The following is a 19,776-nucleotide window of genomic DNA, read 5'->3' on the forward strand; positions in this document are numbered from 1 at the left end:
CGGTCAGGCTCCGAACAGCCGTCGCCGCAGCGCGGCCGCGTTGCCGAAGATACGAATGCCCAGGACCACGATGATTGCGGTGGACAACTGGGTGCCGACCCCCAACTGGTCGCCGAGGTAGACGATCAGCGCGGCGACCAGGACGTTGAAAACGAACGACACGACAAACACCTTCGCGTCGAAGATCCGCTCCAGGTAGGCGCGCAGGCCACCGAACACGGCGTCCAATGCCGCCACCACGGCGATCGGCAGATAGGGCTGAACCACCTCCGGAACGCTGGGATGAAAGACCAGACCCAGCACGATGCCGGCGATCAGCGCGGCGATACCGATCATGTAGAACTCACTCCAGCCTCCCGAACCGGATCCTGCGGCCGCGCCGCCGACAGCACCGCAGCGTCACAGCCCGCAACGCAAGCTTGCGTCACGAGTGCCCTATCTGTTTGGCAAACCGGACATCTCGCGCCGAACCCGCAGGCAGTGTCAGATCGGCGCCGGTCCGGCCGTCGACGCGCACGACCACCCCGTAAGACACCTCCAACAGTCGCAGCCGGTACAGCCCTGGCGTCCGGTCGAAGGCATCGCGCAACTCGCGCGGCGGCCCGATGGCACGCACCGTGTAGGGACTGCTGATCGGCTTGTTGTCGACCAGGATCGCGCCGCCGGCCTGGCGGATCGTCACGTTGGGACCGATCCGGACATCGCCGATCGCGATGGCCTCGGCGCCGCTGGCCCACAGCGAGTTGACGACGAGCTGCAGGTCACGGTCCAAGATGATCTGCTGGCTGCCGGACACCCGCTGCTTGGAGGCGTCGGAGAGGTTTCGCCCGGCACCCGGGTCGGTCACCGTGACGATCAGGCCGGGACCGCTCACCCGGGTGCTGGCGGCCGCCAGGCTGAGCGCGTCCAGGCCGGCCAGCACCCGCTGCCCTTCGGCGTCGTCGGCCAGCCGATGCCGGCGCAACTCGTCGACGCGATTCGTCCAGGTGTCGCGCTTGTCGACAAGTTTGACGGTCACGTCCTCGGCCGACCGCACGTTGGTGGCAAGCACCTGCTGGGCGTCGCGCATACCGGGCGCCAATGACCGGGCCTGGGCGAATGCGACGGCGAACACCGTCGCCACCAACAGCGCCGCCAGCGCCTCCCACGCCCATCCCGAAATCCGGGCCCGCGCCGTCGTGCCGCGCCGGTCACGCTGGGCCGCCGCCGCGGCATAGCCGGGGTCGAGATGCTCGGACAGCAGTGAGCGCAGCAACGAGGGCACCGCGAATCTCTGCGGCCGGCCGGCCTCATGCGCGCCCCGGTCACTCTGGCCGTCATAGCCGCTGAGCGCGAAGAACGGTTCAGACATCTGCCACTCGGGATGCGACCTTCGGCATCGTGCGGACCACCAGCACCACCTGGATCAGGTACAGCACGAACGCCCACAGATACATGCCCAGGCCCCAGATCAGGAAGGCCCACCCGACGGACAGCACCACCCGGCTGGCCAGCGCGTCCCACTGCCCCAGCAGGATCAGCGGAAACGCCGACATCAGCGCGAAGGTACCGGCTTTGCCGATGTAGGTCACCGGCAGCGCGGTCAGGCCCCGACTGCGCAACACCGGCAGCACCGTGACCAGCAGCAGGTCCCGGGCCAGCAGGGTGCCGATGATCCACCACGGCACCAGGCCGCGCAGTCCGAAGATGACCGGGACCGCCACCATGTAGAGCCGATCGATCGCCGGGTCGAGCAGCGCACCCAGCGCCGAGGACTGATCCAGCAACCGGGCCAGCTTGCCGTCGGCCCAGTCGGAGGCGCCGCTGAGCATCAGGACCGCCACCGCCGGCCCGTCGGCCTGTGCGACCAGCATCAGGTATGCGAAGACGCCGATCAGGCCGAGCCGAGCCAGGCTGATGACGTTGGGCACCGTGAGCACCCGGTCGTGCTCTGAGCCGACAGGCATGTTCGCCGTGCCCCTAGCGGAAGATCCCGGGGAGGCTCAGCGCATCCATCGTGTCGTCGCTGAGTGGGTTGTCCCGGACCATGTAGGTCCACGTCGACGTGGGCCGCGCCAGCTTGGACAGGTCGATGCCCGGCTCGGACTCGATCGAATCGGAGGTCTCGAGGGTTTGCTGGGCCGCCTCGATGGCATCGGCGGCCAGCGAAGCGAACGCATCCAGGGCCATCCGGTGGAATTCGTCGAGCGGGTTCTGCCGCCCCAGCGCGCGCAGGTGGATGCTCTCCCGGATGTCCGCCAGGAATGCCAGGTGATCGGCCCAGCCGCGGTCCAGGTGATACAGCATGATCAGCCGGCAGATCTTCTCCAGCTTCGCATCGGCGTCCTGATCATCCTGGCCGAATTGTTCGCGCAGTTCGGCGAAGCGCTGCGGTGCGAGCTCGGCCAGTTCCTCGCGGGCCGCCGGCGTGGACAGCAAAGTGTTGCGCCGCTCCACGATGATCGCGCGCTGCTGCGCGATCAGCTGGTTGTACCGCCAGGTGTTGGCGTGGATGTCGAGCAGCTTGCCCTCGGCGATGCGCTGCGCGTGATCGAGCATCCCGGAGGCCTTGGTGCTCAGGATCCGGCCGTCGTCATCGGTCTCCAACGGCAGCTTGTTGGCTTCCAGGTTGGTCGCGGCGACCTCGTCCTCCCAGCTGGAGAAGAACACCGACGATCCGGGGTCACCCTGGCGGCCGGCCCGGCCACGCAGTTGGTTGTCGAGGCGCTCGGTGTGTTGACGGCCGGTGCCGACCACGTGCAGCCCGCCAAGTTCGACGATCTCGTCGTGGTCGGACTCTTCGGATCCGCCGAGCCGGATGTCGGTGCCACGCCCGGCCATCTGGGTGGAGACGGTGACCGCGCCGAGCTTGCCGGCTTCGGCGATCACCGTGGCCTCCTCGGCGTCGTTCTTGGCGTTGAGCACCACAGCCGGGACCCCACGCTTGCGCAGCCGTTCGTAGAGTTCCTCGGATTCGGCGACGTCATGGGTTCCCACCAGCACCGGCTGCCCGGTGGCGTGCACCTCGACGACGTGCTCGAGGATGGCGTCGCTCTTGGCCGCGGCGGTGATGTAGACCCGGTCGGCCTCGTCCTCCCGGATGTTGGGCATGTTGGGCGGGATCGGCGAGACGCCCAGCTGGTAGAACTGGCGCAGCTGTTCGCCGGCGGCCAGCGCCGTTCCGGTCATTCCGCACACCGTGGGATAGCGGTTGACCAGCGCTTGCACCGTGATGGTGTCGAGCACCTCGCCGGTCTCGGTCGTCTCGATGCCCTCTTTCGCCTCGACCGCGGCCTGCAGGCCGTCCGGCCAGCGCTGCAGGGCGGCGATCCGGCCGCGGGAGGCGTTGATCAACTGCACCTTGCCTTCTCGGACGATGTAGTGCACGTCGCGCTGCAGCAGCACATGGGCGTGCAAGGCGACGTTGACCTCGGTCAGGGTCGACACCACGTGTTCCTCGGAGTACAGGTCGATGCCGCCCAGTGCCTTCTCGACCTTGCGCGCGCCCTCCTCGGTGAGGTGGATGTTGCGCCGGTCCTCGTCGGAGTCGTAGTCCACCCCCGGGGTGAGCCGGCCGACCAGCCCGACGATCTCCATCCGGGGCGTCTCGCGGTGCGTGGTACCGGCCAGCACCAGCGGCACCAGCGCCTCGTCGACCAGCACCGAGTCCGCCTCGTCGATCAGCGCCACGTCGGGATTGGGTGAGACCAGATCCTCGACGTCGGTGACCAGCTGGTCGCGCAGCACGTCGAAGCCGATCTCGTTGACCGACGCGTAGGTGACGTCGCACTTGTAGGCCGCGCGGCGGTCGGCCGCGCTGGAGTCGGCGGTGATCCAGCCGACCGTCACCCCCATCGCGGTGAGCAGCGGACCCATCCATTCGGCGTCGCGGCGGGCCAGGTAGTCGTTGATCGTGACGACATGCACGTGACGCCCACCGATGGCGTAACCGGCGGCGGCGATCGCGCCGGAGAGCGTCTTGCCCTCGCCGGTGGCCATCTCGACCACATCGCCGGCCAGCATCCGCAACGCACCGTGCAGCTGAACATCGAACGGGCGCAGTCCGATGCTGCGCTCGGAGGCTTCGCGGGCGATCGCCAGGAATTGCGGAATGTCCGACGCGTCCGCCAGATCCTTGAGTTTGAGCAGTTGCGCGGCCTTACGCAGCTGCTCGTCGTCGAGCCCGGCGGCCTTCTTGGCGTAGTCGGCGGCGGCGGTGACCTCGGCCATCGAACGGCTCTGGTTCTTCTCGGTGCTGGCGCCCAGCAGTTTCCAGAATTTTCCGCTCAGCCGGCCCGACTTGGCGCGCGTGGTCCCGGAGACCGTCTTCGAGGTGTTAGCCACAGCACAACCGTACGCGGTGGGCACCGTCTGCAAGCCGGGGGCACCACCGGGGTCACCGGCCTTTCTGTCCCCGCTCATCCGACGCGACCGTGCACCGCTGCGGTAGGTTGCGCACGGGCTTTTCTCGATTCGGACACCGACCGCGACGTGGCTCCGGCGGCAGGGACAGCAAGGAGACGTGGCAGTGGACTCGAAGCTGTTCAACCCGTCCATCGACTGGGCGCACGCGCTGCCCGATTCGCTGCTGTGGATAGCGATCGCCTGGACGATCAGCGCCGTCGGTGTGGTGGCGGTGGTGGCGCTGCTGCGGGTGAGCACCCGGTGGGGCCGTCAGTTCTGGACGATCACCGGCCCCTACTTCACCGGACGTGACAGTGCCCGGGTCTGGCTGATGCTGGGCGTGCTGCTGCTGTCGGTGATCACCGCGGTCCGGCTCAACGTGCTGTTCAGCTTCCAGGGCAACGACATGTACTCCTCGCTGCAGACCGCGTTCCAGGGCGCCGCCGGCGGCGACGACGCGGTCAAACAGTCGGGCGTGCACGGGTTCTGGATGTCGATCGGCATCTTCAGCCTGATGGCGGTGCTGCATGTGGCGCGGGTGATGCTCGACATCTACCTGACCCAGCACTTCATGGTGAACTGGCGCATCTGGCTCACCGAGCGGCTCACCGGCGACTGGCTGGAGGGGCGGGCCTACTACCGGGCCCACTTCGTCAAGTCGCCGCTGGACCCGTCGATCGGCGAAGCCATCGAAGGTGCCATCGACAACCCCGATCAGCGCATCCAGCAGGACATCGACATCTTCACCGCCGGCAACGGCGCCAGTCCCAATGCGCCGGCCAACGGCACCGGCAGCACGCTGTTGTTCGGCGCCGTCCAGTCGATGGTGACGGTGGTGTCGTTCACCGCCATCCTGTGGAACCTCTCGGGCACGCTGACCGTGTTGGGAGTCGACATTCCCCGGGCGATGTTCCTGATCGTGCTGGTCTACGTCGCGATCGCCACCATCGTCGCGTTCTGGATCGGCCGGCCGCTGATCCGGTTGAGCTTCCGCAATGAGCTCACCAACGCGGCATTCCGCTACGCGCTGGTGCGGGTGCGCGATGCCGCCGAATCCGTCGCGTTCTACCGGGGCGAGCTCGCCGAGCGGATGCAGCTGCGGTCGCGGTTCTCCGCGATCATCGACAACTACCTGAAGTTCGTGAACCGGACCATCGGGTTCGCCGGCTGGAACCTGTCGGTGAGCCAGGCGATCGTGCCGCTGCCCTGGGTGATTCAGGCGCCCCGGCTGTTCTCCGGGCAGATCATGTTCGGCGGGGTGGCGCAGACCGCGTCGGCCTTCGGCAACATCTCCGACTCGCTGTCGTTCTTCCGCAACGCCTACGACAACTTCGCCGGCTACCGCGCCTCGATCATCCGTCTGCACGGGCTGGTGGAGGTCGACCGCGAGGCACGCGAGCTGCCCGAGCTGCTGGTCAAGCCCAGCCCGGACGGCACCGTGGAGATCGAGGGCGTCGAGGTGCGCACCCCGGCCGGCGATCCGCTCATCGACGCGCTCGACGTGCACCTGGACATCGGCGACGCGTTGATGATCGCCGGCCCGTCGGGCAGCGGTAAGACCACCCTGCTGCGCAGCCTGGCCCAGCTGTGGCCGTACGCGTCGGGCACCCTGCGGCGCCCGGATGCGGTCAACGCGACCATGTTCATCTCGCAGCTGCCCTATATCCCGCTGGGTGATCTGCGCGCGGTGGTGTCCTATCCGCTGTCTGCCGGCGAGGTCTCCGACACCGAGATCGGCGAGGCATTGGTCAAGGTGGCGCTGCCGAATCTGGTCGACCGGCTCGACGATGTCGAGGACTGGGCCAAGGTGCTCTCGCCGGGCGAGCAGCAGCGGGTGGCGTTCGCCCGTCTGCTGCTGACCCGGCCTAAAGCCGCATTCCTGGACGAGTCGACGTCGGCGCTCGACGAAGGGCTGGAGTTGACGCTGTATCGCCTGCTGCGCAGCGAACTTCCCGACACCATCGTCGTCAGCGTGAGCCACCGGCACACCGTCCGCCAGCACCACAAGCACGTGCTGGAGCTGCTCGGGCGCGGCCGGTGGGAACTCAGCCCCGTTTAGCCGCGTGCACTCCGGCGCGGCGGCCGAAGAACGAGCCCTCCCCCAACTGGGTTCCGCTGGCGTAGCCCTTGCCGTCCTGGGCGATGTTGGCCGCACAGGCGCCGGCCGCGTAGAGGCCGCGCACCGGGCTGCCGTCCTCGCGCAGCACTTCGCCGTCCACCGACGTCGCCAGCCCGCCGACGGTGAAGCCGGCGTACATCGCCTTGCCCAACGACAAGTCGAACGCGCCCCACGGCCCGGTGTCCTGCGGGGCCAGGAACGGCGGCTGCTTGTGGAAGTCCGGGTCCTCCCCGCGCGCCGCGTGGGCGTTGTAACGGTCCAGCGTCGCCACCAGGTTTCCGGCCGGAATACCCAGTGCCGCTTCCATTTCCGTGACCGACTCCCACCCGTCGATCAGTGGCACCAGGGGTACCTGCGGCTTCCGCAGGTGGGTTTCGTCGACGATCAGGAATGCCGCGCTGTCCGGCTGATCCATCACGAAGCCGGACGTGCGTGAGTGATATGAGTCTTCGGCGACGAACCGCTTGCCCTGCTTGTTGACGATGATCCCGGTGAGCAGGATCGACGGCGGATAGACCGGCGCGGTGATGAACACCTGGTCCATGTGCTTGGTCGCCCCGCCCATCGACATCCCCAGCCGGATGCCCAGCCCGTCGTCGTAGGTGTTGCCCAACACGAACGGCTTCTCCGCCAGTTTGGGTGTGTAGCGGGCGACCATGTCCGGGTTCATCACGAAGCCACCGGCCGCAATCACCACCGAATCCGCTTTGATCGCACCGCTTTCGGCGAAGCGTTTCCACGTGATGCCGGCGACACCGCCCGAGGAATCGGTGATCAGACCGGTCGCACCGGCTTCGTAGCGGATCTCCACTCCGAGGCTCTCGGCCCGCTTGAGCAGCAGGTCGATCACAATCTTGGCGCCCTGGGTGTCGCCGGGCACCGGTACCTTGTGTCCGCGCGGCGCCGGAACGGCCTGATTCAGATACGGCCACACCTTCTCGTTGCCGGTGTACATCAGCCCCTCGGTGTTGGGCTGGATCACCGCCTTCTCCGGGTAGTAGCTGCGTTCGAATTGGAACCCCAGGCCTTCAAGCCAATTGAAGTGTTCGACGCTGCCGTCGCAGTACGCCCGGATCTTGTCGTGCTCGGGTTCGCGCGACACCGCGACGAGGTACTTGAACATCTCGTCCGGCGAGTCCGGGTGCCCGGTGGCCTCCTGCACGGCGGTGCCGCCGCCGAGGTAGAAGTGTCCGCCGGCCATGGAGGTCGTGCCGCCCGCCTCGGCAGCGCGCTCCAGCACCAACACCCGCGCCCCGGCGGCCGCCGCGCTGACCGCGGCGCAACCGCCGCCGATGCCGAAGCCGATCACCACCACGTCGACGTCGTCGGACCACGACGAGACGTCCTCGGCGCCTAGGGTTTCCGGTATCTCGGTGCTCATCGGCGCCGCCTCTCTCGTCGTTGGGTCTCCGCAGCGTCGCCGGTGCGGCTCACCGCTGCTCCTGTTTGATGTAGTCGAAGACGGCTCGGATCTCCGCCGGAATGTACGCAATCTCCACGAACGGGACACCCGCGTCGGCCGCCGAGACGTAGGCGAACCGGATGCCCCCGGGCATCACGCCCTGGGAGACGGTTTCGGCGCCGTTGGCCGCCGCGTCGTCGAGCATCGTGGCAAAGTCGTCGGGGTCGTCGGCCTCGACACAGATGTGGTGCAGGCCCGGTCCGCTGTCGTCGAGGAAGTCGGAGTAGATGCTGCGCCCGCTAACCGGCGCGATCAACTCCAGCTGCATGTCCCCGGCGTAGCTCAGCGCGATGTCGGCGACGAAATCGGCCGGCTCGCCCCGGTAGCTGCAGGTGTCCGGGGCGAAGTGCACGCCCGGCATGCGGACCCATTTGCGGGCGCCCAACAGCGCGCTCAGGGTCGATTCGGTGGCGTCCAGATCAGCGGTGACCCAAGCGATCTGGACGGGCGGTCGGGGCGGCGGGATCATGGCCGAATGGTTGGTACGCCGACGTCTTCGCGGACCTGCTGGGAGATCGCCGACCACGCCACCGCGGCGGGGTACTCCCCCCACACGCTGTTGAACAACCCGACGATCCGGGCCGAGCCGGGGCCGCGGATCGCATAGACCGGGCCACCGGAATCGCCTTGTTGGCTGCGAACGCTGCGGGTCATGGTGAACCAGCCGTTGTTGACCCGTTCGACGGTTCCGCAGGTCTCTCCGGTGACGATGCCGAAGTGGCAGACCGGCTCTCCGGGAGCCACCGCGTCGTCCGGGCCGGCCTCGAGTCGCAGGCCGCCGGGCAGGATGTCGTTGGTGGCCACGCCGTCGGCCAGCACGATCGCCTCGTAGTCGGCGATCACCTGGTCGGTGTTGACGGTCGCACCGTTGGGGGTGTTGTCGCGGAATGTCGCCAATGAGCCGATGACGTTGCCGGCCCGGTCGGTGACGGGACCGCTGCCCCGGCAGTGGCCGGCGGTGAAGGCGATGCGCATGCCCGGGTCGACGTAGCCGAGGGTGCAGACATGGGTGTCCTGGCGGATCTCCATCCCCGGAAACACCAGCACCGGATCTGCCCGAGCCGTGCCGATCGCCGGGGCCGCGGCCGTGGCTACGGCCGCGGCGATCACCGTCAGCACCCGCACAATGCGCCCGCGCACCGTCGACTCCGCTCGTTGGGGGCCGGTTTCGGTCCGGCCGGGTTGACCGCTGTGATCATCGGCGCAGCGCGGCGGCCCGGTCCCATGGGTTCCGGGCCGCCGCGTCGGCCTCAAGCGGTGGTCAGGGGATCGTCAGCTCCTGACCGGGGTGGATCAGGTCCGGGTTGGCGATACCGCTGGCCTCCGCGATCTGCGGGTACTTGTTGCCGTCACCGTAGAACCGCTCGGCGATGGCGAACAGCGTGTCACCGGAGACCACGGTGTACTTGCGCGCAGCGGGAGCCGCGGGAGCCTCGGGCGCCGCGGGAGCCGCGGGAGCTTCTTCGGCCTTCGGCTCTTCGGCGGGCGGCGGGGCGTCGGTCTCGGTCTTGGTCGACCAGGCCGCGCCGTCGGCGGCGTACAGCACCAGGTTGCGGTCGTCCTGCAACACCAGCTTGACGTCCTTCTTGCCCTTGGTGTCGGTGTGCCAGATCGGCTCGTCCGCGGTGTACAGCACGAAGTTGCCGTCCGACTGCACCTCGGCGCGCACCACGTCCTTGCCGTTGGTGCCGGACGACCAGACAGCCTTGCCGCGCGATGCCAACACCAGGTTGCCGTCGTCCTGCAGTGTCAGGGTGTACGCCCCATTATTGGAGGTCAGAGACTCGCCCTTGACGAGCTTCTTGCCTGCGGTGAGCGTGTCTCCCAAGCTCTGTGCCACGTTGTTCCCTTCTCGTCGTCACGCCGCGGCCGAAACCGCCGGGGCGTCATCGCTCGAATGCGACCTCGCAAGCCTATGCGAACACCGGTCGGTGCGCTCCTCATTGTCCCAGGGTCGCCGAAGACGACTCCGACCATGCGGGCCGCCAGCCAGGCGGACCGAAAACGTATCCGAGCCGATCACGCCACCGGGTCGCGCCACGCACATCGGCGAGGATCGAGGCGTATTCGTGGAGCTGCAGCCGCACGATGTTGAAGGTGTCGACCTGCTTGGTCAGCCCGTAGTGCGGACGAAACCGCTCCGCAGTGAAACTGCCGAAGATCCGGTCCCAGATGATCAATATGCCGCCGTAATTCTTATCCAGGTACTCCGCGTCCATCCCGTGGTGCACTCGGTGGTGCGACGGTGTGTTGAAGACGAACTCGACGGCCCGCGGCAGCTTGTCGATCCGTTCGGTGTGCACCCAGAACTGGTAGATCAGGTTCACCGAGAACGCCGCGAACACCATCCAGGGCGGAATTCCCAGCAGCGGCAACGGGATCCACGCCAGGATCTCACCGCTGTTGTTCCACTTCTGCCGCAGCGCGGTGGCCAGGTTGTAGTACTGACTGGAATGGTGCGCCTGGTGGGTCGCCCAGATCAGCCGGATCCGGTGCGCCACGCGGTGATAGCAGTAGTAGAGCAGGTCCACGCCGAGGATCGCGATCACCCAGGTGTACCAGTGCCTCGGCGACAGCTGCCACGGCGCCAGGTAGGTGTAGATCGCCGCATAGCCGAGCAGCGCGATGAGCTTCCAGCCTGCGGTGGTGGCCACCGAGACCAATCCCATCGAGATGCTCGTCCAGGCGTCCCTCGCGCGGTAGGACCCGCGTTCGAGATCTTCGAGCTTGCGGGCCGCAAGCCATTCCAGGGTCAGCAGCAGCACGAAGAACGGAATGGCGAAAAGCACCGGGTCACGCATCTGCGCGGGCAACACCGACCACACACCAGCGATCGCATCCACCGTGGTTCACCTCCGTGCTAGCAGTTTAGAGCCCGCTTCCGCCGCCGTGCACTGGTGTTGACTGGCAGCCATGCCCAACGTGATCGTCATCGGGTCCGGTTTCGCCGGCCTGTGGGCCGCACTCGGTGCCGCCCGCCGACTCGACGAACTCGGGGTGGCCCCTGCAACGGTGGACATCACCGTCCTCAGCCACAACCCATTTCACGACATCCGGGTGCGCAACTATGAGGCCGACCTTCGCGATTGCCGCATCCCGCTGGCCGGTCTGCTCGACCCGGTAGGCATTGGGCACGTCGTCGCGGAGGTGATCGGAATCGACACCGTCGCACACCGGATCACCACATCGGACGGGACGACGTACCGCTATGACGCCCTGGTGCTGGCCTCGGGCAGTCGGGTGGCCGAACCCGAGATCGAGGGCCTGGCCCGGTTCGGTTTCGACGTCGACACCTTCGACGGCGCCACCGCACTGGATCGCCACCTGCGCGGGTTGGCGGCCGGTGCGCCGGGCCCCGAGGCGGCCACCGTGGTGGTGGTCGGGGCCGGGTTGACCGGTATCGAGACGGCCTGCGAACTGCCGCGGCGGCTCGCCGCGATCTTCGGGCCCGCCGCCGCACCGCGGGTGGTGCTGGTCGACCACAACGACCACGTCGGTTCGGACATGGGCGATTCGGCACGTCCGGTGATCGAAACCGCATTGCGGGACAACGGCATCGCGATCCGAACCGGTGTCGGGGTGACGGAGGTGGGTGCCCGCCACGTGACGCTGTCCTCCGGTGAGGTGCTTGCGGCAGCAACGGTCATCTGGTGTGCGGGCATGCGTGCCAGCCCGCTGACCTCGCAGCTGCCGGTACCGCTCGACCGGTTCGGCCGGTTGCCGGTCGACGACTACCTGCGGGTGGTCGGGGTGCCCGCGGTGTTCGCCGCCGGAGATGTGGCCGCGGCGCGGATGGACGACGAGCACCTGTCGGTGATGTCGTGCCAGCACGGCCGGCCGATGGGGCGTTACGCCGGCTACAACGTCGTCGGTGAACTGCTCGGTCAGCCGATGTTGCGGTTGCGGATTCCCTGGTACGTCACGGTTGTCGACCTCGGTCCGGCCGGGGCGGTCTACACGCAGGGCTGGGAACGCACCCTGGTGGCGCACGGGGACGCCGCCAAGGCCACCAAGCGGGTGATCAACACCCACCGGATCTACCCGCCGGCCGGCGGCGACCGGACGGAGCTGCTGGCCGCGGCCGCGCCGGTATTGCAGGACCGGCCGGACCCCGGCCGCTGATCGGCCTTTGACCGGCCTTTGACCGGCCCGCGTCAGTCCGCCGCCGACGGCGGCAGGACAAGCTGGTCCTCGGCGTGCCAGTGCACCGCGTAGACGCCCGGCTGCAGGGACAGTTCGCCGACCAGGCGTTCGAGCCGGGCCGGCGCCCGGTTGTCCGACATCATCGATGCGGTGAGCGCGATGTTGTCGCCGGCGGCCGGGCCGGTGTGGATCCCGCGCAGCACCAGGTCGTTGCCGGCGGTGTGTTGCACGATCTGGGCGCGCAGATACTTCTCGGACTTCGGGCGGCAGATCACCTGCACCTGATAGGGCGACTGCGGTTCGTCCTCCTCGACGTGCTGGTCGCGGTCGATGAGCCGGCCCAGCGGCCGCAGCAACAGGTGGGTGCCGACGATCGCACCGGTACCGATCACCGCGAACAGCAGGTTCCCGGCCGCCGCCAGCACGCCGACGGCGGCCGAGCACCACAGGGTGGCCGCGGTGTTCAAACCGCGGACGTTGAACCCCTCCCGCAGAATCACCCCGCCGCCGAGGAACCCCACCCCCGACACCACATACGAGGCGACCCGGGTGGAGCTGGTGTCGCCGGCGGCGATCGAGTACAGCACGAACAGCGTTGCGCCGGCGGCCACCAGCGCGTTGGTGCGCAGCCCGGCCATCCGGGCTCGCCACTGCCGTTCCAGCCCGATCAGCGCACCGCAGCCCAGCCCGACGGCCAGTCGCAGCGTGAACTCGGCGACGCTCAGCGTCTGCATGAGCTAACCCTGTCACACGCCCTAACCGGCGACCACCGGCCGACCCATCACCGTGGGCTTGAAGCCGTAGCGCGGGGCGGCGAATCCGTAGCTGCGGCCCTGCCCGGCGCCGGCCATCGGCACGCCCGGCATCCCGGCCGCGCCCGCCTGGGGGGCGTGCGTGGCCACAGTCCACCCGGTAGCCGCGACGCCGCCGGCGGGACCGGTGGCCGGGACGGCCGCAGCCCACGCCTGCGGCACCGACAGTCCCCCGACCATCGACGCCTGGCTCATCGTCGCTGAGGCGGTGCCCAGACCGCCCAACCCGGCGCCCAGGCCGTGCATCCCGCTGCCGAGTCCGCCGCCCAGTGCTCCGAGCATCGGCGTGAACGGGTCGATCGCGCCCAAGCCCAGCGGATCACCCGCAGCGATCGCAGCACCACGTACCACCGCCATGTCGGCGGCGAAGCCGGAGATCCCGGCCGCGCTCATCGGGCTGAACGAGCTGCTCATCAGGTTGGTCAATCCATTGGTCAGATCGCCCGTGCTGATCCCCTCGGCGCCCGTTGTTGGCGGTTGCAGCGGCGCCGCAAGACCCTGCAATGTCTGCGGCGTGTTCGTGATCGCTTGGGACAGTGTGGATTGCGCGTTCGAAGCAGCCGCCGTACCGGTGGCCTGGGCGGTCGCGGCCTGCTGGGTGCCCTGCGCCGACGGGTCGGCCACCTCGTGTGGCGAGCTGAACGGCGTGACCTTCGTGGCCGCCGCCGACGCCGCCGCGTAGCCGTACATGGCCGAGGCGTCCTGGGCCCACATCTGGCTGTAGTGCGCCTCGGTTGCCGCGATCGCCCCGGCGTTCTGGCCCAGGACGTTGGTGGCCACCAGTAGCGCGAGCTGGGAACGGTTCGCGACGATCAGCGGCGGCGGCACCGTCATCGCGTACGCCGCCTCGAACGCCGCAGCGGCCGCCTTGGCCTGGGCGGCGGCCTGCTCGGCCTGGGTGGCGGTGGTGCCCATCCACGCCGCGTAGGGCGCTGCCGCGGCGGCCATCGCATTGGAAGCGGGCCCCATCCAGCCTTCGCTGATGAGTCCGTTGATGACCGACTGGTAGGCGGCCTCGGCCGAACCGAGTTCGGCGGCCATCATGTCCCAGGCCCCCGCGGCGGCCATCATCGGTCCCGCGCCGGGCCCGGTGTAGATACGAGCTGAGTTGATTTCCGGCGGAAATGCTCCGAAGTCCATGGCATTGCTCCTTTTTGATCAGTGGCTTTTCCAGATGACTGGGTTTGTTGCGGGTGTGCAGGCACGTCGATATCCCGATACGCGTTGCATCCGTAGGTCAGAGGAACGAAAGATCGGGTCAGCCGGTCATGGCGACATGCCGGAGCCGGGCATGTCGGCCGAAATCGCTGCTCGACGAAAAGGCCGAGTTACCAAGCGTTTTCAGGACATGCCGAAGCCTGGCGTATTCCGCGAACGAAAGTCACGCCAGACGACGAGTTCAGCGCCGGTGAGAATCAGATGGTGAAAGCAGTACCGAGATTGAGGGAGACGACCGCCGATCTCGGATAGGAACTATCACTCGGACTCAATGTCGCTCTCACCTCCTCTGGGCCTGGGCACGCGGGGGTGCCTGCACGTGTGCACAAAGAGGTGAAGTCGCCCGGAAACAGCCGGACAGACACCGCACCCCTCTCGTCAGAGCTTCGGCACTGCACGGCGTGTCCTGACCTGCGCAAAGTACGCAGATCCGGAAGCCACTTGGGCTCAACCCTTAATCCGGGAGGAGCTGTCCTGACCCGGGGCGTCTTTCGACGTTCGGGGTCAGTGGCCTGTATCCGTGCAGACGCCTCACCTAACGAGGTGCTTGCTTAACCATAGTGCACCAGCCGGCGGGCCGGGTCAATCAGGCGCGGCGGGTCGCGGGCCTCCTGGCGGAGATTGGCCGGCGCCGACTGCGAATCAGCTTGTCTTCGGCCAGAAATCGCACCGGCATCAGCTGGGCTGCCGATCCTGACCGGGGCCGCTGCGACCGTCCGGTTTGACGTGCACGGCATGCACGCCGGGCTGCTCGGCGAGTTCTTCCAGCAGGCTGTCCAGGCGGCTGGGGTCGACGTGCCAGTGCTGGACGTCGGTGGTGCCGGCCAGCTCGGTGACCAGGCGTTCCAGCCGGCTCTGTGCATGGCCGTTCATCGCCGCGGCGGGATGACTCCGCGGCGCGGCCCCGGTGAGTGCCCGTCCCGCCAGACTCGCCAGGGCCAAGTCTGTGAACACACCGGTCGGAATCTGCGCGGCGGCGGCCGCCGCGGCGGGTGCCGCCGCCAGTCCGGTACCCGGCAAGGCGGCGGCAGCCATCTTGGCCACCGGTGCAGTCGTCACCCAGTTCGGTGGGACGCTGAGTCGGCCGATCGTGCCCGCGTTACCCGCTCCGGCCGACACCGGTCCGGGGCCGGCCGGTACGGATGCTTCGGCCGCGGCCAACGCCGTTGCACCGGAACCGAACCCGGCCCTGCCACCGGTGGCCGCGGCGATATCCAGGTCGGTATTGAGGTTGCGGGAGTACTGGATCAAGCCGTAGAGGACGGTCTTGATCGCATCGTTGAACGGCACAATGCTCTTCGGCAGGATCAGGAAGTAGGAGACCAGCTGCGACAGGGTGAGCGTGCTGGTGTCCGCTGCGGGTTGCAGCGAGGCCGCCGCCGGCGCCAGTCCTTGCAGCGCCCGCGGGACCGCGGCGATCAGCTGCGACAGCTGAGCTTGCCCGCTGCCGGCGGTGGCCGCCGCGACTGCCGCCCCCTGCCGGCCCGATGCCGAGGGGTCGGTGGTGGCCGGCGGTTGGGTGAACGGGGTCAGCGTGGTGGCCGCCGACGACTGGGCCGCGTAGCCGTACATCGCGATCGCGTCCTGGACCCACAGTTGTGCGTACTCGGCATCCAGCGTCGCGATTGCCGCGCTGTTCTGCCCGAGCACATTCGTCGCGACGAGCGTCGACTGCGCGCTGCGGTTCGCCGCGATCACCGGCGGCGGTGCAACCCCCGCGTAGGCCTCGTCGAAGGCGGTCGCGGCCGCGGTCGCGCCTGCGGCGGCCTGCTCGGCCGACGCCGCGGTGGCGTTGAGCCAGGCCACATACGGTGTGGCGGCGGCGGCCATCGACTCGGAGGCCGGTCCCAGCCACCCCTCGTCGGTCAAGCCGGTCAGCACCGACTGGTAAGCCCCGGCGGCCGAACCGGTCTCGGTGGCCAGCCGAGCCCACGCCGTCGCGGCGAGGTGCATCGGCCCCGAGCCCGGGCCGGCATACAGGCGTCCGGAATTGACTTCCGGCGGCAGCGCGGCGAAATCCATTCCGATCACCCCCGGCCCGGCTGCGGTCCGGTGTCGGGCGGCACCTGCTCGGCGGTGTCGAAATAGACCTCGTGGACACCGGGTTGCCCGGCAACCTCACCCAGCAGGCTCTTGAGTCCGCCCGGCTCGACGTGCCAGTGTCGTACCTCTCCTGCGCCGGTGAGCTGGTCGGCGATCCGCTCGCTGTTCGCCTCCCCCCGGTCACCGCGTCCCCGCCGGCGGCCAGACCGCCCGGCGGCCAGACCGGCCAGACCAGCACCCGCCACGCCGGCACCATGTCCTGCGGGTGCCGCGGCGGCGGGCACCGGGGCCGTGCCGGGTGCCACGGCCGCGGTGGTCGTCGCCTCGGGCACCGATTCGGTCCAGGCCGGTGGGACCGCGAGCTTGCCGACCACGCCCGCGTTCCCGGTGCTCGCTGCCACCGGCGGCCGGGTGCCGCCGGCCGGAGCCGTCGATTCAGCGGCGCTCAGCGCCGGTGTGCCGGAACCGAATCCGGCCCGGCCGCCGGTCGCCTGGGAGATGTCGAGGTCGGTGTTGAGGTTGCGCGCATACTGCCCCATGCCGTAGAGCACCGAGATGTTGGTGTCGTTGGCGGGCAAGATCGATCGGGTCAACATCTCGATATAGGAGGCGCCCTGCGCCACCGGGTCGGTGCTCTGCGCCGAGGCCAGTGCATCGGCCGGCGAGGCCTGCGCACCCCCGGAGCCGGAGAGCCCCTGTAGTGCCCGCGGAATGGCGTTCAGCAGTTGGGACAGCTGGTTCTGGGTACCACCCGCAGTGGCCTGGGTGACCGCAGCAGCCTGTCCGGCCGCCCCATCGGTGACCGGTGGCGGCGCGGTGAACGGCTGCACCGCCGTCGCGGCTGCCGAGCGGGCCGCGTAGCCGTACATCGCCATCGCGTCCTGTAACCACATGTGTTCGTATTCGGCCTCGGTCGCCGCGATCGCCATCGCATTCTGCCCGACCACATTCGAGGCCGTCAGAGCCGCCAATTGACTGCGGTTCGCCGCGATCACCTGGGGTGGCACCGTTGCGGCGAACGCCTGCTCGAAGTCGCTCACGGCCAGCATCAGCCGGCTCGCCGTGTGTTCGGCCGCTGTCGCGGTGGTGCTGAGCCAGTCCGCGTACGGCGTCGCCGCGGCCCCCATCGACTGCGATGCCGGACCGAACCAGCTCTGCCCGATGAGCTCGGCGATCACCGCGTGGTAGGACGAGGCCACCGCGCCGAGCTCTCCGGCCACCCCCCGCCATGCGCTGGCCGCAGCCAGCATCGGGCCGGTCCCCGGGCCGGCATACATGAGCGCGGAGTTCATCTCCGGTGGCAGCGCTGCGAAGTCCATGCCCGGCACCGCGCTTCAGTCCTCTGCTGAGGGGGGAATCACGATGATGGTCGCCTTGCTCGGCTTACTGGGCTTGCTCGCCGCCGCCAGTCCGGTCGCTCCGCCGACTCCGCGTCCGGCGGCTCCCCCGGTGACACTCATGGCCCGTGCGGCCAGGCCACCCAAAGCCAGGTCACCGGCCAGCCCGCTTTCACCCTCGGCGGCAATCGCCGCGACGGCTTGCGGGCCGGCCTCCGGGAACACCGCGGCGACGGCCTTCGCGGTCGGGGTCTGGGCGATCCAGCCCGGTGGCACCGACATTCGTCCGATCGAGCCGCCGTTGCCCAACCCGGCCGACACCGTCGGCATCGGCGTGCCGGCCAGCCGCGCCCCGGCCAGCGCCTGAGCCGGTAACGGCTCCGGGAGCCAGGGCTTGGGCCCCATCGCCCGGTTGACCGAGGAGACCACGTTCGCCCCGTTCATCGGCAGCAGCACGCACTGGATCGCCAGCAGGTACGGGATTCCACCGATCCCGAACAGCGAGATCGGTGACAGCGGGCCGGCCAGGAAATCCAACAGCGAGGTCGGGTCGGCCGCAGCGGCCGGCCCGGACACCGCCATGTTCTGCAGCGCCTGCGGCACCATCGAGATCAGCTGCGTCAACGACGACTGGGCTTCGGCACCGGCTCCGGTCGCAGCCTGGGTGGCTGCCGCGGACTGCGCTTGCAGGCCGGCCGGGTTGGTGGTCTGGGGCGGCGCGGCGAACGCGGACAGGGCGGTGGCACTTGCCGATGCGCCGGCGTAGCCGTACATCGCCGCGGCATCCTGGGCCCACATTTCGGCATATTCCAGCTCGGCTGCCGCGATCGCCGCGGTGTTCTGGCCCAGGATGTTGCTGGCGATCAGCGACATCAGCAGGCTGCGGTTCGCTGCGATCACCGGCGGCGGCACGGTCGCAGCGAACGCCGTGTCGTAGGCCGCGCCGGCGGCCCGTGCCTGGGCGGCGGATTGCTGGGCTTGCGCGGCGGTGCTGCCCATCCAACCCGCGTAGGGCTGCGCGGCCGCCGACATTGCGGTCGCCGTCGGACCCGACCAGGCGTCACCGGTAAGGCCCGAGACCACCGAGTTGTACGACGCCGCAGTCGAACTCAACTCGGCGGCCAGCGCGTCCCACGCACCGGCAGCCGCCAGTAACGGCCCCGAGCCGGGACCGGAATACATTCGCCCCGAGTTGATCTCCGGTGGCAACGCTCCGAAATCCATGCCATCCACCTCTGGTCGATCAGCCGCGGCGCGGATTGCCGATTAGCCGGTGCCGGCGCAGCGCCCCGGAGGGCTCGAGTGGATCAGGCCCAGCTGGAGCCGACGGAGGCGTCGGTGTTGGCCATGTTGTTGCCGGCGGTCTGCACCTTCTGACCATGAGCATTGGCCTGCTCGTAGATGATCGCGAAGTTGCGGCCCAACTGCGCCACGAACTCCTGGCAGGCCACCGAACCGGCACCACCCCAGAAGTCCCCGGCAGCCAGCACATCGTGCACGATCGCCTGGTGCTCGGCCTCCAACGAGGCAGCCTGGGCACGAATCAACGCACCGTGGGCATCCACATCACCGAACTGGTAGTTAATCGACATATTCGTATCCTCCCTAGCTGCCCAGGATCTGCTGGGAAGCAGCTTCCTGGCTCTCGTAGTGGTTGGCGTCGCGAATCAGCCCATCGCGCACCCCGTGCAGCATGTTCACGATGTTGCGAAACGCCGTCTGCATCTGACCCATGGTGTCCATCGAGGTCCGCTCGGCCAGACCACCCCAGCCCGCACCCGAGATGTTGGTCGAGGACGCCCACATCCGCCGGGCCTCATCCTCCACCGTCTGCGCGTGCACATCGAAACGACCCGCCATCGAACGCATCGCGTCCGGATCGGTCATAAAGCGTGTTGCCATGAGAATCTCTCCTTGGTTCGTGAAAATTATTGTGGCGTAGGGCTAGTGGCGTTACCCGGCCGACGCGGCGTTGGCCGCTTCGGTCGCCGCATACGAGTTGGCGCTGGTGTTCAACGTGGCGACGAAGGCTTGGTGTATGGCCTCTGCCTGAGCGCTGATCGACTGGTACATGCTGGCGTGCGCGGCGAACTGGGCCGCGGTCAGCGCCGAAACCTCATCCGCGGCGGCCGGAACCACACCCGTCGTCGGTGTTGCGGCCGCGGCGTTCTGAGCGCTCAGCGCCGAGCCGATGGCGGTCAAGTTGCCCGCGGCGGCGGTCAGCGCCTCGGGTTGGGTGTTGACGAATGTCATGGGGCC

General features: G+C 68.7%; 19 protein-coding genes and 1 riboswitch. Of the genes, 2 read left to right on the plus strand and 17 right to left on the minus strand.

Annotated elements, in window-relative coordinates; translation table 11 throughout:
- Nucleotides 1–3: 3 nt before the first annotated feature.
- The 4 genes from ACZYY4_RS10690 to secA2 form a co-directional block, all read right to left on the minus strand.
- Nucleotides 4–336 carry a small basic family protein gene (locus ACZYY4_RS10690; protein ID WP_013828851.1) on the minus strand — a complete coding sequence of 111 codons (333 nt, stop codon included), beginning with the start codon at nt 334–336 and terminating at the stop codon, nt 4–6.
- An 88-nt stretch (nt 337–424) separates the two neighbouring features.
- Nucleotides 425–1,351: a DUF881 domain-containing protein gene (locus ACZYY4_RS10695; RefSeq protein ID WP_463809946.1), complete on the minus strand. Its 927-nt coding sequence runs from the start codon at nt 1,349–1,351 to the stop codon at nt 425–427.
- Nucleotides 1,344–1,946: a CDP-alcohol phosphatidyltransferase family protein gene (locus tag ACZYY4_RS10700; RefSeq protein WP_463809947.1), complete on the minus strand. Its 603-nt coding sequence runs from the start codon at nt 1,944–1,946 to the stop codon at nt 1,344–1,346. Before ACZYY4_RS10700 ends, ACZYY4_RS10695 begins: the two co-directional genes overlap by 8 nt.
- Nucleotides 1,947–1,959: 13 nt before the next feature.
- Nucleotides 1,960–4,323 (minus strand): accessory Sec system translocase SecA2, encoded by a 2,364-nt coding sequence (gene secA2 / locus ACZYY4_RS10705; RefSeq protein WP_463809948.1) that lies wholly within the window; start codon nt 4,321–4,323, stop codon nt 1,960–1,962.
- A gap of 184 nt (nt 4,324–4,507) precedes the next feature.
- Between secA2 and ACZYY4_RS10710 the strand changes: the two genes are divergently transcribed.
- Nucleotides 4,508–6,442 carry an ABC transporter ATP-binding protein/permease gene (locus ACZYY4_RS10710; RefSeq protein WP_463809949.1) on the plus strand — a complete coding sequence of 645 codons (1,935 nt, stop codon included), beginning with the start codon at nt 4,508–4,510 and terminating at the stop codon, nt 6,440–6,442.
- Here ACZYY4_RS10710 and ACZYY4_RS10715 read toward each other — a convergent pair.
- From ACZYY4_RS10715 to ACZYY4_RS10735, 5 genes are all read right to left on the minus strand, one after another.
- Nucleotides 6,429–7,883, minus strand: a complete 1,455-nt coding sequence (locus ACZYY4_RS10715; RefSeq protein ID WP_463809950.1) for an FAD-binding protein — start codon at nt 7,881–7,883, stop codon at nt 6,429–6,431. The two genes, ACZYY4_RS10710 and ACZYY4_RS10715, sit on opposite strands and share 14 nt — an antisense overlap.
- A 49-nt stretch (nt 7,884–7,932) precedes the next feature.
- The gene (locus ACZYY4_RS10720; RefSeq protein ID WP_463809951.1) at nt 7,933–8,433 is read right to left on the minus strand and encodes a VOC family protein; all 501 of its coding nucleotides are present in this window, start codon (nt 8,431–8,433) and stop codon (nt 7,933–7,935) included.
- Nucleotides 8,430–9,104 (minus strand): Rv1815 family serine proteinase, encoded by a 675-nt coding sequence (locus tag ACZYY4_RS10725; protein WP_463809952.1) that lies wholly within the window; start codon nt 9,102–9,104, stop codon nt 8,430–8,432. Before ACZYY4_RS10725 ends, ACZYY4_RS10720 begins: the two co-directional genes overlap by 4 nt.
- A 121-nt stretch (nt 9,105–9,225) precedes the next feature.
- A complete protein-coding gene (locus tag ACZYY4_RS10730; RefSeq protein ID WP_463809992.1) occupies nt 9,226–9,792 on the minus strand; it encodes a LysM peptidoglycan-binding domain-containing protein in 567 nt (188 codons plus the stop codon).
- Between the two features lie 112 nt (nt 9,793–9,904).
- A complete protein-coding gene (locus tag ACZYY4_RS10735) occupies nt 9,905–10,807 on the minus strand; it encodes a sterol desaturase family protein (protein WP_463809953.1) in 903 nt (300 codons plus the stop codon).
- 70 nt (nt 10,808–10,877) lie between these two features.
- On the opposite strand from ACZYY4_RS10735, the gene ACZYY4_RS10740 reads away from it, so the two are divergent.
- Complete coding sequence (locus ACZYY4_RS10740) at nt 10,878–12,086, plus strand: NAD(P)/FAD-dependent oxidoreductase (RefSeq protein ID WP_463809954.1); 1,209 nt, start codon at nt 10,878–10,880, stop codon at nt 12,084–12,086.
- A gap of 32 nt (nt 12,087–12,118) precedes the next feature.
- Here ACZYY4_RS10740 and ACZYY4_RS10745 read toward each other — a convergent pair whose 3' ends face one another.
- The 8 genes from ACZYY4_RS10745 to ACZYY4_RS10780 form a co-directional block, all read right to left on the minus strand.
- Nucleotides 12,119–12,841, minus strand: a complete 723-nt coding sequence (locus ACZYY4_RS10745) for an MgtC/SapB family protein (RefSeq protein WP_463809955.1) — start codon at nt 12,839–12,841, stop codon at nt 12,119–12,121.
- 21 nt (nt 12,842–12,862) lie between these two features.
- Nucleotides 12,863–14,059 carry a PPE family protein gene (locus ACZYY4_RS10750; protein ID WP_463809956.1) on the minus strand — a complete coding sequence of 399 codons (1,197 nt, stop codon included), beginning with the start codon at nt 14,057–14,059 and terminating at the stop codon, nt 12,863–12,865.
- Between the two features lie 441 nt (nt 14,060–14,500).
- Nucleotides 14,501–14,687, minus strand: a riboswitch (M-box (ykoK) riboswitch).
- Nucleotides 14,688–14,812: 125 nt separating this feature from the next.
- Nucleotides 14,813–16,159 (minus strand): PPE family protein, encoded by a 1,347-nt coding sequence (locus tag ACZYY4_RS10755; RefSeq protein WP_463809957.1) that lies wholly within the window; start codon nt 16,157–16,159, stop codon nt 14,813–14,815.
- A 5-nt stretch (nt 16,160–16,164) separates the two neighbouring features.
- Nucleotides 16,165–17,499, minus strand: coding sequence for a PPE family protein (locus ACZYY4_RS10760; RefSeq protein WP_463809958.1), 1,335 nt, complete (start codon nt 17,497–17,499; stop codon nt 16,165–16,167).
- 15 nt (nt 17,500–17,514) lie between these two features.
- The gene (locus ACZYY4_RS10765) at nt 17,515–18,741 is read right to left on the minus strand and encodes a PPE family protein (RefSeq protein ID WP_463809959.1); all 1,227 of its coding nucleotides are present in this window, start codon (nt 18,739–18,741) and stop codon (nt 17,515–17,517) included.
- 83 nt (nt 18,742–18,824) lie between these two features.
- Nucleotides 18,825–19,109, minus strand: a complete 285-nt coding sequence (locus ACZYY4_RS10770; protein WP_463809960.1) for a WXG100 family type VII secretion target — start codon at nt 19,107–19,109, stop codon at nt 18,825–18,827.
- A gap of 13 nt (nt 19,110–19,122) precedes the next feature.
- Nucleotides 19,123–19,419, minus strand: coding sequence for a WXG100 family type VII secretion target (locus tag ACZYY4_RS10775; RefSeq protein ID WP_463809961.1), 297 nt, complete (start codon nt 19,417–19,419; stop codon nt 19,123–19,125).
- A 51-nt stretch (nt 19,420–19,470) separates the two neighbouring features.
- Nucleotides 19,471–19,770, minus strand: a complete 300-nt coding sequence (locus ACZYY4_RS10780) for a PE family protein (protein WP_463809962.1) — start codon at nt 19,768–19,770, stop codon at nt 19,471–19,473.
- Nucleotides 19,771–19,776: the final 6 nt, after the last annotated feature.

The sequence above is a fragment of the Mycobacterium sp. IDUB_21 genome (assembly GCF_055419425.1).

Bases quoted from the DNA above. Each gene is read 5' to 3' on its own strand.
- ACZYY4_RS10695 (WP_463809946.1), bottom strand. From the start codon at position 1,351: ATGTCTGAACCGTTCTTCGCGCTCAGCGGCTATGACGGCCAGAGTGAC.
- ACZYY4_RS10780 (WP_463809962.1), bottom strand. From the start codon at position 19,770: ATGACATTCGTCAACACCCAACCCGAGGCGCTGACCGCCGCCGCGGGC.
- ACZYY4_RS10720 (WP_463809951.1), bottom strand. From the start codon at position 8,433: ATGATCCCGCCGCCCCGACCGCCCGTCCAGATCGCTTGGGTCACCGCT.
- ACZYY4_RS10765 (WP_463809959.1), bottom strand. From the start codon at position 18,741: ATGGATTTCGGAGCGTTGCCACCGGAGATCAACTCGGGGCGAATGTAT.
- ACZYY4_RS10770 (WP_463809960.1), bottom strand. From the start codon at position 19,109: ATGTCGATTAACTACCAGTTCGGTGATGTGGATGCCCACGGTGCGTTG.
- ACZYY4_RS10775 (WP_463809961.1), bottom strand. From the start codon at position 19,419: ATGGCAACACGCTTTATGACCGATCCGGACGCGATGCGTTCGATGGCG.
- ACZYY4_RS10755 (WP_463809957.1), bottom strand. From the start codon at position 16,159: ATGGATTTCGCCGCGCTGCCGCCGGAAGTCAATTCCGGACGCCTGTAT.
- ACZYY4_RS10700 (WP_463809947.1), bottom strand. From the start codon at position 1,946: ATGCCTGTCGGCTCAGAGCACGACCGGGTGCTCACGGTGCCCAACGTC.
- ACZYY4_RS10740 (WP_463809954.1), top strand. From the start codon at position 10,878: ATGCCCAACGTGATCGTCATCGGGTCCGGTTTCGCCGGCCTGTGGGCC.
- ACZYY4_RS10715 (WP_463809950.1), bottom strand. From the start codon at position 7,883: ATGAGCACCGAGATACCGGAAACCCTAGGCGCCGAGGACGTCTCGTCG.
- ACZYY4_RS10760 (WP_463809958.1), bottom strand. From the start codon at position 17,499: ATGGACTTCGCAGCGCTGCCACCGGAGATGAACTCCGCGCTCATGTAT.
- ACZYY4_RS10745 (WP_463809955.1), bottom strand. From the start codon at position 12,841: ATGCAGACGCTGAGCGTCGCCGAGTTCACGCTGCGACTGGCCGTCGGG.
- ACZYY4_RS10750 (WP_463809956.1), bottom strand. From the start codon at position 14,059: ATGGACTTCGGAGCATTTCCGCCGGAAATCAACTCAGCTCGTATCTAC.
- ACZYY4_RS10690 (WP_013828851.1), bottom strand. From the start codon at position 336: ATGATCGGTATCGCCGCGCTGATCGCCGGCATCGTGCTGGGTCTGGTC.